Source organism: Streptomyces sp. NPDC039465, assembly GCF_055639315.1.
Genome location: NZ_JBVKAP010000001.1, coordinates 632,170 through 646,907 on the forward strand (window position 1 = coordinate 632,170; position 14,738 = coordinate 646,907).

General features: G+C 71.5%; 15 protein-coding genes and 1 tRNA gene. 14 read left to right on the forward strand and 2 right to left on the reverse strand.

The features are described 5' to 3' along the window. Positions 1-165: 165 nt before the first annotated feature. From ACZ7LT_RS02950 to ACZ7LT_RS02970, 5 genes are all read left to right on the forward strand, one after another. Positions 166-810: an HNH endonuclease family protein gene (locus ACZ7LT_RS02950; protein WP_471233331.1), complete on the forward strand. Its 645-nt coding sequence runs from the start codon at positions 166-168 to the stop codon at positions 808-810. A gap of 145 nt (positions 811-955) precedes the next feature. Further along, entirely contained in the window at positions 956-2,716 is a 1,761-nt protein-coding gene (locus ACZ7LT_RS02955; protein ID WP_471233334.1) for an alkaline phosphatase D family protein, read from the forward strand. Between the two features lie 94 nt (positions 2,717-2,810). After that, positions 2,811-4,910: an FAD/NAD(P)-binding protein gene (locus tag ACZ7LT_RS02960; RefSeq protein WP_471233337.1), complete on the forward strand. Its 2,100-nt coding sequence runs from the start codon at positions 2,811-2,813 to the stop codon at positions 4,908-4,910. A 42-nt stretch (positions 4,911-4,952) separates the two neighbouring features. Then, positions 4,953-5,420 (forward strand): DoxX family protein, encoded by a 468-nt coding sequence (locus ACZ7LT_RS02965; protein WP_471233341.1) that lies wholly within the window; start codon positions 4,953-4,955, stop codon positions 5,418-5,420. A gap of 130 nt (positions 5,421-5,550) precedes the next feature. Next, the gene (locus ACZ7LT_RS02970) at positions 5,551-6,165 is read left to right on the forward strand and encodes a DedA family protein (protein WP_471233345.1); all 615 of its coding nucleotides are present in this window, start codon (positions 5,551-5,553) and stop codon (positions 6,163-6,165) included. Here ACZ7LT_RS02970 and ACZ7LT_RS02975 read toward each other — a convergent pair. Then, positions 6,125-6,373, reverse strand: a complete 249-nt coding sequence (locus ACZ7LT_RS02975; protein WP_019885976.1) for a DUF2277 domain-containing protein — start codon at positions 6,371-6,373, stop codon at positions 6,125-6,127. The two genes, ACZ7LT_RS02970 and ACZ7LT_RS02975, sit on opposite strands and share 41 nt — an antisense overlap. Before the next feature lie 158 nt (positions 6,374-6,531). On the opposite strand from ACZ7LT_RS02975, the gene ACZ7LT_RS02980 reads away from it, so the two are divergent. From ACZ7LT_RS02980 to ACZ7LT_RS03000, 5 genes are all read left to right on the forward strand, one after another. Further along, the gene (locus ACZ7LT_RS02980) at positions 6,532-7,857 is read left to right on the forward strand and encodes a DUF1254 domain-containing protein (protein ID WP_471233348.1); all 1,326 of its coding nucleotides are present in this window, start codon (positions 6,532-6,534) and stop codon (positions 7,855-7,857) included. A gap of 118 nt (positions 7,858-7,975) precedes the next feature. Beyond that, positions 7,976-9,208, forward strand: coding sequence for a helix-turn-helix domain-containing protein (locus ACZ7LT_RS02985; RefSeq protein WP_471233351.1), 1,233 nt, complete (start codon positions 7,976-7,978; stop codon positions 9,206-9,208). Between the two features lie 106 nt (positions 9,209-9,314). After that, positions 9,315-9,773 carry a DUF6415 family natural product biosynthesis protein gene (locus tag ACZ7LT_RS02990; RefSeq protein ID WP_471233353.1) on the forward strand — a complete coding sequence of 153 codons (459 nt, stop codon included), beginning with the start codon at positions 9,315-9,317 and terminating at the stop codon, positions 9,771-9,773. Between the two features lie 323 nt (positions 9,774-10,096). Then, positions 10,097-10,651: a glycine-rich domain-containing protein gene (locus ACZ7LT_RS02995; protein WP_471233356.1), complete on the forward strand. Its 555-nt coding sequence runs from the start codon at positions 10,097-10,099 to the stop codon at positions 10,649-10,651. A 29-nt stretch (positions 10,652-10,680) separates the two neighbouring features. Continuing rightward, complete coding sequence (locus tag ACZ7LT_RS03000; RefSeq protein WP_471233359.1) at positions 10,681-10,899, forward strand: hypothetical protein; 219 nt, start codon at positions 10,681-10,683, stop codon at positions 10,897-10,899. A gap of 394 nt (positions 10,900-11,293) precedes the next feature. Here ACZ7LT_RS03000 and ACZ7LT_RS03005 read toward each other — a convergent pair. Further along, a tRNA-Val gene (locus tag ACZ7LT_RS03005) sits at positions 11,294-11,365 on the reverse strand. 179 nt (positions 11,366-11,544) lie between these two features. Here ACZ7LT_RS03005 and ACZ7LT_RS03010 point away from each other — a divergent pair. From ACZ7LT_RS03010 to ACZ7LT_RS03025, 4 genes are all read left to right on the forward strand, one after another. Beyond that, entirely contained in the window at positions 11,545-12,321 is a 777-nt protein-coding gene (locus ACZ7LT_RS03010) for a DUF4097 family beta strand repeat-containing protein (protein WP_471233362.1), read from the forward strand. 70 nt (positions 12,322-12,391) lie between these two features. After that, a complete protein-coding gene (locus ACZ7LT_RS03015; protein ID WP_471233366.1) occupies positions 12,392-13,762 on the forward strand; it encodes a hypothetical protein in 1,371 nt (456 codons plus the stop codon). Positions 13,763-13,848: 86 nt separating this feature from the next. After that, a complete protein-coding gene (locus ACZ7LT_RS03020) occupies positions 13,849-14,457 on the forward strand; it encodes a DUF4383 domain-containing protein (protein ID WP_471233369.1) in 609 nt (202 codons plus the stop codon). A gap of 9 nt (positions 14,458-14,466) precedes the next feature. Further along, positions 14,467-14,688 carry an FmdB family zinc ribbon protein gene (locus ACZ7LT_RS03025; RefSeq protein ID WP_471233373.1) on the forward strand — a complete coding sequence of 74 codons (222 nt, stop codon included), beginning with the start codon at positions 14,467-14,469 and terminating at the stop codon, positions 14,686-14,688. Positions 14,689-14,738: the final 50 nt, after the last annotated feature.

The window sequence follows — 14,738 nt, forward strand, 5'->3', positions numbered from 1 at the left end:
AGATGAACTGCCGGTGCGTCAAAACCCCTTGAAGTGACGTGCTCATGTCGCCACGCTGTTACCTGGCGCATCCCCACTAGAAACCTGGCGCCGCCACGATGACCGAGCCGCCGAGCCGCCCGCCCGGGCGTCCGGCCAAGGTCCCCCCACATCAAGGGAGTTCACATGTCCGGTGTCTACGCGCGTCGAATAGGTGTCACGCTCGCCGCGGCCGCCCTGACCGCAACCGGTCTCCTGGCCACCGCCCCCGCCGCCCAGGCGGCCCCGCCCACCCCGATCAGCGCCGACACCGCCCGGACGTACCTCGGGCAGCTCACGGTCAAGCCCGAGGGCTCCTCCAGCGGCTACAGCCGGGACCTCTTCCCGCACTGGAGCACCGTCTCGGGCGCCTGCAACACCCGCGAGACCGTCCTCAAGCGCGACGGCGTGAACGTCGTCCAGGACTCCAGCTGTGCCGCCGTCAGCGGAAGCTGGTACTCCGAGTACGACGGCGCGACCTGGACCGCCGCCTCCGACCTCGACATCGACCACGTCGTGGCGCTGGCCGAGGCCTGGCGCTCCGGCGCCAACTCCTGGACCACCTCCAAGCGCCAGCAGTTCGCCAACGACCTCACCCGCCCCCAGCTCATCGCCGTCACCGACAACGTGAACCAGGCCAAGAGCGACCTCGACCCGGCCGAGTGGCTGCCGCCGCGCACCGAGTACCGCTGCACCTACGCCCGGATGTGGGTGCATGTGAAGCACAGCTGGGGCCTGTCCGTCGACTCCGCCGAGAAGAGCGCACTGCAGTCCGTCCTCAACGGCTGCTGAGCCGGACCCAGCTGAACCTTCCCGGGTGAAGGGATCCTGGCGGAACGTTTCTGGCTGAAACCTCCGGCGGGAACCTCTGGCCGGAACCTACCGTGTCCCCTCCGTCGTTCCGTACCGTACGTGCGGGGCGACAGAGGGGGACCACATGGCAGCCGGACTGCGGCTCGGACCACTGCTCAGATACGTCGACTGGGACCGTGGTGACACCGCCACCGTCTGGGTCGAGACGGACCGGCCGTGCACCGCGAGGGTGCGGTGTGCGGATGGGGCGGGTGGCGCGATCCGTACGTTCCAGATCGCCGGGCACCACTACGCCCTCATACCGGTGACCGGCCTCACCCCGGGGTCGACGACACCGTACGAGGTGCTGCTGGACGAGCGCCCGGTCTGGCCGCCGGCCGAATTCCGCTTCCCCGCCTCCACCATCACCACTCCCCCGCCCGGCCCGGCCGCGGTCAAGGTCACCTTCGGCTCCTGCCGGCTGGCGGCGCCGCCCGAGGGGGAGAAGGACCCGGCGGGGCCGGACGCGCTGGACGCCCTCGCCGCCCAGCTGGCCGCCGACCCGCGCGCCCTACGGCCCGACGTGCTGCTGCTCCTCGGCGACCAGGTGTACGCGGACAAGACCTCCAAGGCCACGCGCCGCTGGCTGGCCGCCCGTCGCGATCTGCGCGAGCCGCCCGGCCCGGACGTCGCGGATTACGAGGAATACACCCGCCTGTACTACGAGTCCTGGCTCGACCCCGAGGTGCGCTGGCTGCTGTCCACGGTCCCCAGCTGCATGATCTTCGACGACCACGACGTCATCGACGACTGGAACACCAGCGCCTCCTGGGTGGCGGACATGCGGGCCACCCCTTGGTGGAACGAACGGGTGCTCAGCGGGCTAATGTCGTACTGGGTCCATCAGCACCTCGGCAACCTCTCCCCCGCCGAACTGGCCACGGACGAGCTGTACGCGGCGGTACGGTCCGTGCCGGACGGGACGGACGCGCTGCGCCGGTTCGCCGCCGAGGCCGACGCGGACCCGGCCTGCGCACGCTGGAGCTACCGGCGCGACTTCGGCCGCACCCGGCTCCTGATGATCGACACCCGCGCGGCGCGCGTCCTCGACGAGGGTCATCGGGCCATGCTCGACCCGGCGGAGGCCCGCTGGCTGCGCGAACAGGCCCTGGTGGACCGGCCCGGCTACGACCACCTCCTCATCGGCACCTCACTACCGTGGCTCATGCCGCCGCTCATCCATGACGCGGAGGGCTGGAACGCGGCGCTCTGCCGAGGGGTTCGCGGCGGGCCGGGCGGGCGCTGGGCGCGGTTCGCGGAGGATCTGCGGCGCCGCTCGGACCTGGAGCACTGGGCGGCCTTCCCGGCCTCCTTCGACGAACTGACCCGGCTGATCGCGGAGGTGGGCAGCGGCACGGACGCCCCGGCGACGGTCTGCGTCCTGTCGGGCGACGTGCACCATGCGTACGTCGCCGAGCCGGAGTGGCCGGCCGGGCGCGGCGGGCCGGACGCGCGGGTGCTGCAACTGACCTGCTCGCCCGTGCACAACTCCATCCACCGGTCGGTGAAGCTGGGATTCCGCTTCGGCTGGAGCCAGGCGGGGCGACGGCTCGGGCGGGCGCTGGCCCGGCACGGCCGGGTGGGCCCGCCGCCGGTCGAGTGGAGCCGGACGGGCGGGCCGTGGTTCGGGAACCAGCTGATGACGCTGGTGCTGCGCGGCCGTTCGGCGGAGCTGTGGCTGGACCAGGCGCGGGCGGGGCGGGCGGATCGCCACGCGGGCCGACAGGCGGATCGGCGGGCGGATCGGCGGGCGGATCGGCTGGTCAGGGTCGAGGCGCGGACGCTCGCGGAGGACCAGGGGGTGGGCTGTGAGGTGCCTGTGGAGATTTCCCTACCCGGGGAGTGAGGCTCCGGCCAGTGGTTCGTCCGGCGGCGCCACACCGGCATGATGAGCCGGAAGTCTTACTTCCAGCACCCCGCATGTCCCGGGAGTCACCGCTTTGTCCGAGCTGAGAGACGTACGGCAGCCCGCAGTTCCCGCCCCGGCGGACTCGGTAGCCCAGGCAGCCCCACCAGCCTGTTCTATCGCCCTGGTCGGGGCAGGCCCGCGCGGTACGTCGATCCTCGAACGGCTCTGCGCCTCCGTCCCCGAGCTCGCCCCCGGCACCCCGATCACCGTCCATGTCGTCGACCCGGCCCCGCCCGGAGCGGGCCAGGTCTGGCGGACCGACCAGTCCGGCGAGCTGCTGATGAACACTGTCGCGTCACAGGTGACCGTGTACACCGACGCGAGCGTGCGCTGCGCGGGCCCGATACGCCCGGGGCCGAGCCTGTACGAGTGGGCCGCGACCACGCCGTACGCGCTCGGCCCCGACGACTATCCGCCCCGCGCCCTCTACGGCCGCTATCTGCGGTGGGCCTTCGAGCAGACGGTGGCGGGAGCGCCGTGCCATGTGACCGTACGCGTCCACCGGGCGCGGGCGGTGCGGCTGGAGGACGCGGGTGAGGGGGGTGCGTTGGGTGCTGGGGGCCCGTGGGGCGCTGGGGGCGCCGGAGGCCCGCATGGCACCGGCGGCGCGCCGCTTCAGGAGCTGACGCTCTCGGACGGCACCGTGCTGAGCGAGCTCGGCGCGGTCGTCCTCGCGCAGGGGCACCTTCCGGCGGAGCCGGGGCCCGAGCAGGCCCGGCTCTCCGCGTACGCCGCCCGACACGGTCTGCGCCACATACCGCCCGCGAACCCCGCCGATCTCGACCTTTCCCATATCGAACCGGGCGAACCGGTCCTGCTGCGCGGTCTCGGCCTCAACTTCTTCGACCACATGGCGCTGTTGACCGTCGGCCGCGGCGGCAGCTTCCGGCGCGGCGCCGACGGGCGGTGGATCTACCACCCCTCGGGCCGCGAGCCCCGCCTCTACGCGGGGTCGCGGCGAGGCGTCCCGTACCGCGCGCGGGGCGACAACGAGAAGGGCGCGTCCGAGCGGCACGAGCCGCTGGTCCTGACGGACGACGTGATCGAGGTGTTCCGCAAACGGGCGGACGCGGGCGATCCGCCGGACTTCCGGCGGGAGATATGGCCCTTGGTGGCCAAGGAGGTCGAGACGGTCTACTACGAGACGCTGATCCGGGCCCCAGCCCAGACCCCGACCCCGGCCCCTGCCCCGGCCCCGGCTCCGGGGGAGTTCCGGCGGCGGTTCCTGGACGCCGGATGCGCCGCCGAGGAGGCCGCGGTCCTGGACGACTTCGGTGTCGCGGAGGCCGAGCGCTGGTGCTGGGAGCGGGTCGAGCGGCCGTACGGCGGAGAAACCTTTCACTCCCCCGCCGAGCACCGCACCCGGCTACTGGCCCAGCTGCGCCAGGACGCCGCCGAGGCCGCGCGCGGCAACGTCGGCGGCCCGGTCAAGGCCGCCCTGGACGTCCTGCGGGACATCCGCAACGAACTGCGCCGCATCGTGGACCACGCCGGACTCTCCGGCGCCGGCCGCCGCGACCAACTGGACCGCTGGTACACGCCGCTGAACGCCTTCCTCTCCATCGGGCCGCCGCGCCGCCGGATCGAGGAGATGACGGCCCTGATCGAGGCGGGCGTCCTGGAGGTGGTGGGGCCACGTCTTGAAGTACGGGCGGAGGGCGGCGCGTTCGTGGCCCGGTCGCCGGACGTGGCGGACTCGACGGTGACGATCACCACACTGGTCGAGGCGCGGCTGCCGGAACCGGACCTGGCCCGTACCGGCGACGAGCTCCTTGCCCGGCTCCTGCGCTCGGGCGGCTGCCGCGTCCACACCGTCGACGGTTACGCGACCGGCGGCCTCGACGTCACCGAACGCCCCTTTCACCTGATCGACCGTCAAGGCGTGCCGCACACAAGGAGGTTCGGCATCGGAGTGCTGACCGAGGGGGTCCACTGGGTGACCGCAGCGGGCGCCCGGCCGGGGGTCGACTCGGTGATGCTGACGGATACGGACGCGGTCGCCCGGGCCGCGCTGCGCGCCGCCGTGGGGCCCTCGGCGGGCGGCTCGGCGCACCCCCTCCCACCTCCACGGAAGAGCCGAGAACGACCGAATGTTGAACTTGCAAGTATTGATGAGGGCTGCCTAACCTGAGGATCTCGTCGGTTTCCGTCCCCCGCCGAAGGAGCCTCCCCCATGCCCCCCACTCCCCCCACGGCCTCGCTGCCCGGCCGCCTGCACCAGGCCCAGCCGTACGCCCTCGGTCTGTTCCGGATCGTCATCGGTCTGCTCTTCGCCTGCCACGGCGCCGCCTCGCTCTTCGGCGTCCTCGGTGGCGCGATGGGCGGCGGCACGGTCGAGACCGGCGCCTGGCCGGGCTGGTACGCGGCCGTGATCCAGCTGGTCGCCGGTGCGCTGGTGCTGCTCGGCGTCGGCACCCGCTCCGCGGCCTTCCTCGCCTCCGGCTCCATGGCGTACGCGTACTTCTACGCCCACCAGCCCGAGGCGCTGTTCCCGCTGCAGAACGGCGGCGAGTCCTCCGCGATCTTCTGCTGGGCCTTCCTGCTCCTCGTCTTCACCGGCCCCGGCGCCTTCGCCGCCGACCGGCTCTTCGCGGCGCGCGGCGTCGCGGGCGAGGAGCGCAAGGACCCGGTCACGGCGTAAGCCGGACCGAGCCGCCGTACGAGGCCCGGAACCGTCGACCGGTTCCGGGCCTTCGCGCGTCCCGCCCGAAAGGCCCGTGATCACCAGGCGTACGCTGTGCGGCGGTTCTTGTACGGAACGGGGAGTCAAGGTGATCGACAGCGTGGGTTCGCTGATCGCCGGCCCATGGATCTATGCCGTGGTCGCCGTGTCGATCCTCCTCGACGTCTTCCTGCCCGTACTCCCCAGCGGCGTGCTCGTGATCACGGCGGCCACGGCGGTGGCCACCGCCGCGCCCCTGGCCCCCGGCACCCCCTCCCTGCTCGCGCTGACCCTGTGCGCGGCCACCGCCTCCGTCCTGGGTGACCTCGTGGCGTACCGCCTCGCCTGGCGGGGCGGAGCCCGGCTGGACCGGGCGATCGCCCGCTCGCGCCGGCTCACCACCGCGCAGGAACGTCTCGGCACCGCCCTGGCCCGGGGCGGCGGGGCCCTGGTCGTGATCGCGCGGTTCGCCCCGGCGGGCCGGTCGGTCGTCTCGCTGGGCGCCGGCGCGGCCCGGCGCCGGGTGCGTGACTTCCTGCCCTGGTCGGCGCTGGCAGGCCTGGTCTGGGCGGCGTACAGCGTCGGGCTCGGCTACTTCGGCGGCCAGTGGCTGGGCGCGACGTGGTTCGGCCTGGCGGTCTCCCTGCTCGCGCTCTTCCTCGCGGGCACCCTGGCCGTCTACGTCATACGGCGTCCAGCTCCGGCTCCGGCGCCGGTGGCCTAGCGCCCCGTATCTCCAGGCCTTCGAGCAGCCTGCGGGTCGCGTCGGTGATGTCCGCGACGGCCTGGTCGAACACTTCCCTGTTGTGCGCGGCGGGCGCGCGGAAGCCGGACACCTTGCGGACGTACTGCAAGGCGGCGGCGTGGAAGTCGTCCTCGGTGGCCTTCTCGGGCAGGGCGGGCGGTCGGAGTGTCTTGATGCTGCGGCACATGCCTCCAGTGTGACGCGCCCCACTGACAATCGGCCCCCGGCGCCCGCGCCTGCGCCATCGGGGTGGCGGACGGCGGACCCGGTCGCCAGATGCCGGGTTCGGGCGACATTTCACGCATGGTGATCCTTCGTGCACGGGAACGCGACGGAGGGCGCACGATGATTGGTCTGTCCGAGCTGGCCACGGAGGCGTACGTCTACGGCTACCCTCTGGTCGCCGGTCTGGAGATGGTGGACGCCTGCAAGCACAAGGGTTTCGGGACGCTGCCGCCGACCCCCTTCAACCGCTTCGCCCATTCGACCGAACTCGCCGGGCCCGACGCCCATTTCGTGTCCGTGAACAACGACACGCTGTACTCGATCGCCCAGCTCGACCTGTCCGGCGGCCCGGTGCGGCTGCATGTGCCGGACACCGGCGGGGCGTATTACGTCCTGCAGTTCGTGGACGCGTGGACCAACAACTTCGCCTATGTCGGCAAGCGGGCGACCGGCACCACCGAGGGCGAGTGGCTGATCGTGCCGCCGGGGTGGTCGGGGAGCGAGCCGGACGACGTGCGGGGGGTGATCGACGCGCCGACGACGATCGTGTCGGTCATCGGCCGGAACGTCTGCGACGGCCCGCACGACCTGGGGCGCGTACGGGAGCTCCAGAAAGGTTTCACACTGCACGCCGGTGACGCACCCGGCGAGCTCCCCGCCCCCGACCCGGACGTCCCCCCTCAGTTGCGTTTCTTCGAGCAACTGCGGGTGTGGATGGCGGACTTCCCGCCCTCGGCGCCCGACCAGGAGTACCAGGAGCGCTTCCAGCCGCTGGGCCTCCTGGAGGAGGGCCGCTCGCCGTACGTGTCGGCCGACTCCGCCCTCGTCCGGGCCCTGACGGAGGGCCTCGCGGCCGGCCGGGCCCGGGTGGAGACGGCGAGCCGCACCTCCGGCTCCCGCGAGCCGGGCGCCTGGCTGATGGATCCGCACCTCTTCGACTACAACCTGGACCACTTCGGCGTCGGCACCGTCGACTCGTCGCTGTGGCGCGCCCCGGACCGTACCGCGTCCTACCTGTGGCGCGCGGTGGCGGCGCGGGTGGGGCTGTGGGGCAACCACGGCTACGAGGCGGTGTACGCGCACACCTCCACCGACGCGGACAACGCCCAGCTGACCGGCGCCCACTCCTACACCCTGCGCTTCCCCCAGCCGCCGCCGGTGGACGCCTTCTGGTCGCTGACGATGTACGACGCGCCGGACTACTACCTGGTCGACAACCCCCTCGACCGCCACTCGATCGGCGACCGCACCCCGGGCCTGGTGTACGACGCGGACGGCGGCCTGACGATCGTCATCCAGAAGGACCGCCCCACACCCCCGGCGGAGGCCGCGAACTGGCTCCCGGCCCCGGCCGGCGACTTCCGCCCGATGATCCGCCTGTACATGCCGCACGAGTCGGTCCTGGAGGGCGACTACCGCCTCCCCACCATCGAACGCCGCCCCTGACGCGGCGCGCCTCGCATGACGAACGCCCCCATCGCGCTGGGCGTTTTCGGCGTTCCCCCTACGTAATCCCGGGGGAGTAGCGTTCTGGGTGTCGAGGTCAGAACGAACGGAGCCCAGTATGCCCGGTCCCACCGACAACCCGGCAGACATCACCGCCTCCTTCGCGCAGCGCGTCCGGCGCGCACGCGAGCGTAAGGGAATCACTCGCGCTGCGGCAGCTGCACGGGTAGGCCGCTCCTACGAATGGTGGAAAGGCATCGAGTCCGGCCGGCTCCGCATGCCGCGGCTGCCCATGCTGATGCGAATGGCCGACATCCTCGACGTCAGCTCGCTCGCCGACCTCACTGGCGACGATCGCGTCACCGCGTCCACGTACAGCAACGCCGCACACCCGTCCCTTCCTCGGGTGAAAGACGCCCTCACCACCTACTCCTTCCAGGCCCCCGACCAAGAGCCGCAGCAAGTCGAGGCCCTGACGGCTCGCGTGCGGCACGCGTGGCTGCTCTGGCACGGCATTGGCGACCACCGCACAAACGTCGCCGACGTTCTGCCAGCGCTCATCGCCGACCTCCAGCACGCCGCCCGCGCGCTGGAGGGAACAGTACGACGCAGGGCACTGGTCGCCCTTGCCGAGGCGTACCACCTCACCCAGCTCTACCTATCGTTCCAGCCAGCGCCCGAGCTGGTCATGCTCACCGGCGACCGGGCCATGGCCGCCGCACAGGACGCGGACAGCCCGCAGGCAATCGCCGGGGCAGCCTGGTATATGAACCACGTCTACAGGGATGCTGGAGAAGCGCACGAGGCCCGCGTCGAACTGGCCATGAAAGCCTCTGAGCTGCTACGTCGCGACCGCAGCGAGGAGGACACCGCCCGATGGGGCCTGCTCCAACTGGCCGCAGCTCTCTCGTACGCCAAGGTCGGCCAGAAAGGGAACGCCGAGTATCACTGGTCCAAGGCGGACGAGGCAGCCCGTGTTCTCGGTGCCGCCTACTCTCACCCCTATCTGATCTTCGGTAGGGGCATGGTTGACGCGTATTGGCTCACGATGAATGTCGACCTCGCACAGGCGACGTCCGCCGCCACCGTCGCCGCGGAACTCGATCTCACGGGCATGCCCTCGGCAACTCGCCGCGGATTCCACGCCATTGAATCGGCGCGCGCCTACGCACTCAACGGCGAGGACATCGCCGCCGTTCACTTCCTCGCTGACGCCAACCGGCTGAGCCCGGAGACCGCACGCTTCAACACCTTTGCCAGGAGCACGGTTGCGGACCTGGTCGAGTCGGGTCCGGCCGCTATCCGCCCTACGGTGCGTGCCCTTGCGCGCGAGTGGGGCATCCCCGCGTAGGTACAACTTGTACCCATAACCAAGCGGGTACAGGTTGTACCCATGAGGTGAGGCACCCGCCCCTACCGTCGTAGACACAGCAAGCGACGACGGTAGGGAGCGGACCATGCAGGAGAGGCACGATCGGCCGACCAAGCGCGTTGAGGTCCCCCTCGGGTCGTTCCTCACCCAGGCCGTCGACGCCATAGAAGAACACGTCGAGCGGGCGGCCGATGTCGACATCCGGCGCGCGCTCAACATGCGCAGCTACCCCGGCCTCTCCGAGCTCACGCGCCTCAACGACAGGCTCGACATGTACTGCGAGACCCTGGCCGTCGGCGTCCAAGAAATTCCAGAGCAGCGCCGGACCGTGCGCGGCGTGACAGCCCTGAAGACGTGGGTCGGCCTCGCAGAAGCCGGACCTGCGCCCGGGCCGCTGGGCGCCTGGTCTCACTCGCACCATCTCGCCCAGACCGCACGGGACATGCTCGCCGAGATCCGCGCGTACCGCGCGCAGCAGACCGCGTTCGTCGGCCGTGCCGACCTGCCGCCCATCGCGCCGACTCGCAAGGGGACAGCCCGGTGAGTGACTGGCAGCGGCAGGCCTTCTACTGCCTGGTCGTCCTCGCCGCCTTGGCCGCGGTCGGCCTCAGTACCACCATGACGGAGCCACGATGACCCACGAAGGCACTCAGTTCTGCGTGCGCTGTGACAAGCGATCGTCGGGCCCGCCGCAGAGCTCGACGAGATGCCGTCGGACTCGGGGGCCCAACAGAACCGATTCGTGCATCAACCGGGGGATCCGGCCTGCAAGCGGCCCTCCGGCCTCTACTAGCCGCGCCCCCGCCCACGACTCCCGCCCCCGATGGGGTGGGCCTCGCACCATCGGAATCCATCTTGGAGGAACCAATGGGGTGTAAGAACCAGCCCGGCCAGCCCGTACCGCCACCCTGCTCGACCAAACCGGCCGGCGGAGCAGCACCGCAGAACGCACGCGCCCTGCTCAGCGACTCCGCGTTCAACGCGGTGTTGCACACGGTCCTCGACAACAACCCTGGAATGAACGTCTCTATGGCCAGCCGAATCGTGGTCGAGGCCCTCAAGTTCGTGCACGCCGCCTCACTCTTCCCGACCGTACCCATCGCCCCCACGCGCGAGGTCGACGAAGGCTGGCATGCCCTCATCCTCCACACACACCTGTACGCGACCCTGTGCAGCCGCCTCGGCCGCACCGTCCACCACTACCCGGAGCGGCCCGACCCGTCCCGCCACGACCCTGAGGTCCTGACGCGCACGGTGGCCCTGATCGAGCAGGCCGGGTACACCCTCGACGCCGAGCTCTGGACGGGCCCGGACAGGGCACTGGTCAGTGTGGCCGCAAACTGCTCGCACACCCCCGTACCCGGCGGCTGCGGCCCGATCAACCCGGGCAACTGTGCAACCCACGGTGGCGGCGAGGAATAGGCTCGACGCCCCGACGGAAGGTGAGGGTCATGAACGCAGACGACGTCTCGGAACTGCACGACGCGATGCGCCAGTACGGCATCCCCGGGACCCTCGCACCAGAGGATCCGATGAACCCGTCTGGTCCCTGGCGGGTGTTCGACGGCGACGACCCCAGCACCCGACGGGATATCACCGCCGCCACCCTCGCCGCCGTGGCTGACGCCGCCGCGAGGCAACCCGCCCGCGGGTTCGTCATCGCTGGCTAGCTGTCCTGATCCGCCCCGGCCTGCCTGTCCCCCGATACCGGCCGGGGCTCACCGCTCCCGCTCTGGTCCCAGCCCTGGCACAAGCCCGGACGCACCGCCGTCCGGGCGGGCATTCGATCCGTAGCGAAGGTGCAAGAGCGGGCCGCCCCGGCCAGGTTTCGACGCTGGCCGGGGCGCTATCGCACGAGGTCGGCGAGTGGGACACCGATTGCGTCGGCATGAGGATCAGGGTGTCGAGGAGTGGGCTGGCCTGGCCCTGCTCGAATGGGACACTTTCAACAACCGCTTTCGGCGGGCCCCTGCGGGGGATGGCGGACTTCGATCATGAAAAGGCCCCTCGAACCGAGCTGTTCGAGGGGCCCAGAGCAGGCTCTCACCTGCTACTTCTCGCCGGTGGGCGCGGACGGTTTCGAACCGCCGACATCTGCTTTGTAAGAGCAGCGCTCTACCCCTGAGCTACGCACCCGTGGAATGAGGCAACAGCGTACATGGCCCATGGGTGGGTCCCGCAAACCGATACGGGAAGGCGGGGCCGACGCGGGGGATAGCCCTACCCCCAGGGCGGTGGGTCGCCGGATCGTCCGGGTGGGAGGGGGGTCCGTACGGTGGGGCGACACGTCGTCGCACTTCGGGGGATTGATCATCATGACCGCACGCCGCAACCGCACGCTCGTCACCGCCGCCGCCGTCGGGGGCGCCGTCGTCGGGATGCTCGGGCTCACGGGGTGCGGGAGCGCCGATGTGGACGCGGCGCCCGTGGAGCGGAAGACGTTCGCGTTCTCCGGGGAGACCCTCGCCGTCGACGCCGACAACTCGGAGCTCACGATCGTGCCGGCCGACGTGAAGGAGGTGCAGGTGAGCCGGCAGGTCGACGGGTGGGTGTTCATGGGGAACGGGCCCGAGAGCAGCTGGGGGCTGGAGGGCGGGAAGCTGACCCTGCGGACCGGCTGCACGGGGATCGCCAGCAACTGCGATGCGCGCCATGAGATCAAGGTGCCGCGTGGGGTCGCCGTGAGCGTGGAGGACGACAACGGCAGCGTGACCGCCGACGGGTTCACCACCGCGCTGCGGCTGAAGTCGGACAACGGCGAGGTGACGGTACGCAATTCCTCCGGGCCGCTGGAGCTGACCAGCAACAACGGCGCCGTCCTCGTCGAGCGGTCCAGCGCGAGGAGCGTGATCGCGCACAGCGACAACGGGGAGGTACGGCTGAAGCTGACCGCCGTGCCCGACCGGGTGGAGACGACCAGCGACAACGGCCGCGTCGACATCGAGCTGCCCGCCAAGGGTGTGGCGTACGCGGTGAACGCGAAGAGCGACAACGGCAGCGTCGACGTCGACGTGCCGACCGACAAGGGCAGCGCGCATGTGGTGACGGCGCGCAGCGACAACGGCGAAGTCTCCGTGCGAACCGCGAACTGAAGGGCTCGTGTGTTCGTCCTACCTGGTGGGACAATGACCGGGCAGGGCGGACACAGCACGGGAGAGGGATGTGGCGGCGACCCACGCGAAGGCACAGGCGAGCAAGGGCGTCACCGGTGCCGTCGGGGATCTCCTCGGGCTGAGCCTGCTTCTCGTGCCCCTCGCCCTGGCCGCCGTCCCTGGTGCGTTCGCCGGCGGCGGTACGCGGCGCTGGTTCGGCGGGCGTGGCGAGAGCCAGCGGGCCGACGCGCAGGCCGCCAAGGACGCCGCCGCGGCGGCCTTCTACGAACTGGACACCGCCCAGCGGGATCTGCGGATCTCGATCGAGACGATCACGGCCGTGGACAGTTCGCCGGGCGCGCGCCGCGCGGTGGACGATTTCGCGGCGCTGGGGCGGCGCATCGACGAGGTCAGCCATGCGTACATCACCGCCGTCGACGCGCACGACCTGGACCGGGACGGTCTGGAGAGCTCGGTCGCCGCGCGGGCGCGGACGGAGCTGACGCGGGCCAAGGACGATCTCGTACGGGTCAAGGGCGAGCTGGACCGGTTCGAGCAGGGGCTCGCGCCGCTGCTCGACAAGGCGGAGACGCAGCTGGCCCGGCTGGCGCCGGCGGTCGAGCGGGCGCGACAGGCGCTCCGAAACGCGAGCACCGCTCTCGATTCGGTGCGGGGCTCCGGACTGAGAGCGGACGACCTCGCCGGGCGGCTCGCCGCCCTCGCGCCCGAGCTCACCAAGCTCAACGAAGGCGCCGGCCGCCACGGCGTCCCTGAGACCCTCCAGCGCGCAGACCGGGTCCTGCGGGACGCCGAGGCCGTACGGACGGAGGCCGAGCGGCTCCCCGAGCGCGCCGCCGAGACCGACCGGCGCCTGGTCTCGCTGCGGACCCGCGCCCAGGCCCTCGCCAACCGCGCCACCACCGTCGAGCCCGTCCTCAGCGAGCTCCGCCGCCGCTTCACCGCCGCCTGCTGGCAGGACCTCCAGCCCGTGCCCGACCAGGCCCTGAGCACCGTCCGGCAGGCCGAGGAGAAGCTCCAGGAGGCCGCCAAGGCCCGTGACGAGCAGCGCTGGCCCGACGCCACCGCGCTCCTCTCCACCGTCCGCGCCCTGCTCAACGCCACCGACGAGGCGGTCTCCGCCGCCGGGGAGCGGCTGCGGCGGCTCGACGCCGTCGCCAAGGACCCGCAGCAGGAGATCGACCGCACCCGCTTCGCCATCCGCGACGCCCAGCGCCTGGCCATGGCCGGCCGCCACACCCCCGACCCCCGCCACGCCCGGCCCCTCGACGACGCCGTGGCCCGCCTGGACCGGGCCGTCGCCGGCCTGGAGGGCCGCCACCCGGACTACTGGCACTTCCTGACCGAGACCGCGGCCGTACGGGACAGCGCCGCCCGGGTCGTCGAGCTCATCCGGGACGAACGCGGCCGCGGGCAGGGCTGACCCGGCGCCGGGCGGCGGCTGGAGTTGTTGGGTGCGCACGCCCGGCCGATCCTGGAAGTACCCCGTACCCCAGCGAGGGAGGGCCCATGAGTCAGGTACCGCACGTCCGCCGCGCCGCCCACGTCCGCCTCGACGAGCACCTCCCCGTCGACCACCGCCTGAGCAAGATCTACCGCGTCGGCGCCGGACTCACCGGACTCGTCCTGCTCGCCTTCGGCATCCTCGGCCTGATCGACCGGATCGGCTTCTTCGACACCGGCGGCGACACGGTCGCCGGCCTCAACACCAACGGCGCGCTGAGCGTCCTGTCGATCTGTGTGGGCCTGCTGCTCTTCGTCGGTATGGTCATCGGCGGCAACTTCGCCTCCACCCTCAACATGGTGCTCGGCATCGCCTTCATCGTGAGCGGCTTCGCCAATCTGGCCCTGCTGGAGACCGGTCTCAACTTCCTGGCGTTCCGGATCCAGAACGTCCTCTTCAGCTTCGTGGTGGGCCTGATGCTGATGGTCTTCGGGATGTACGGGCGGGTCAGCGGGACGCTCCCGCACGACAACCCCTACTGGCAGGCCCGCCACCCGGAGGAGGCCGAGGGCGAGCGGCGCGGGCGACATCACTACAAGGTCCCGTCCGACGCCCAGCGCACCGGCCATGCGGGCGTACGGCGCGAGCGGACGGGCGCTGGACAGCGCCGATAGCCTGTCGGCATGCCTCGTTACGAATACCGCTGCCGCAGCTGCGGCGACACCTTCGAGCTGAACCGCCCCATGGCCGAGTCCAGCGCCCCAGCCGCCTGCCCGGCCGGGCACGACGACACCGTCAAGCTGCTCTCGGCCGTCGCCGTGGGCGGTACCGCCACCGGCCCCGCCCCCCGCTCAGGCGGAAGCGGAGGTGGCGGGGGCTGCTGCGGCGGCGGCTGCTGCGGCTAGCCGCCCTGCGGAAATCCGCAGGGTCCTGGACCCGGCCAAAACCGCAGGGT

Bases quoted from the DNA above. Each gene is read 5' to 3' on its own strand.
- ACZ7LT_RS03020 (WP_471233369.1), top strand. From the start codon at position 13,849: ATGAGTCAGGTACCGCACGTCCGCCGCGCCGCCCACGTCCGCCTCGAC.
- ACZ7LT_RS02950 (WP_471233331.1), top strand. From the start codon at position 166: ATGTCCGGTGTCTACGCGCGTCGAATAGGTGTCACGCTCGCCGCGGCC.
- ACZ7LT_RS03000 (WP_471233359.1), top strand. From the start codon at position 10,681: ATGAACGCAGACGACGTCTCGGAACTGCACGACGCGATGCGCCAGTAC.
- ACZ7LT_RS02995 (WP_471233356.1), top strand. From the start codon at position 10,097: ATGGGGTGTAAGAACCAGCCCGGCCAGCCCGTACCGCCACCCTGCTCG.
- ACZ7LT_RS02955 (WP_471233334.1), top strand. From the start codon at position 956: ATGGCAGCCGGACTGCGGCTCGGACCACTGCTCAGATACGTCGACTGG.
- ACZ7LT_RS02965 (WP_471233341.1), top strand. From the start codon at position 4,953: ATGCCCCCCACTCCCCCCACGGCCTCGCTGCCCGGCCGCCTGCACCAG.
- ACZ7LT_RS02985 (WP_471233351.1), top strand. From the start codon at position 7,976: ATGCCCGGTCCCACCGACAACCCGGCAGACATCACCGCCTCCTTCGCG.
- ACZ7LT_RS02975 (WP_019885976.1), bottom strand. From the start codon at position 6,373: ATGTGCCGCAGCATCAAGACACTCCGACCGCCCGCCCTGCCCGAGAAG.
- ACZ7LT_RS02980 (WP_471233348.1), top strand. From the start codon at position 6,532: ATGATTGGTCTGTCCGAGCTGGCCACGGAGGCGTACGTCTACGGCTAC.
- ACZ7LT_RS03025 (WP_471233373.1), top strand. From the start codon at position 14,467: ATGCCTCGTTACGAATACCGCTGCCGCAGCTGCGGCGACACCTTCGAG.
- ACZ7LT_RS02990 (WP_471233353.1), top strand. From the start codon at position 9,315: ATGCAGGAGAGGCACGATCGGCCGACCAAGCGCGTTGAGGTCCCCCTC.
- ACZ7LT_RS03010 (WP_471233362.1), top strand. From the start codon at position 11,545: ATGACCGCACGCCGCAACCGCACGCTCGTCACCGCCGCCGCCGTCGGG.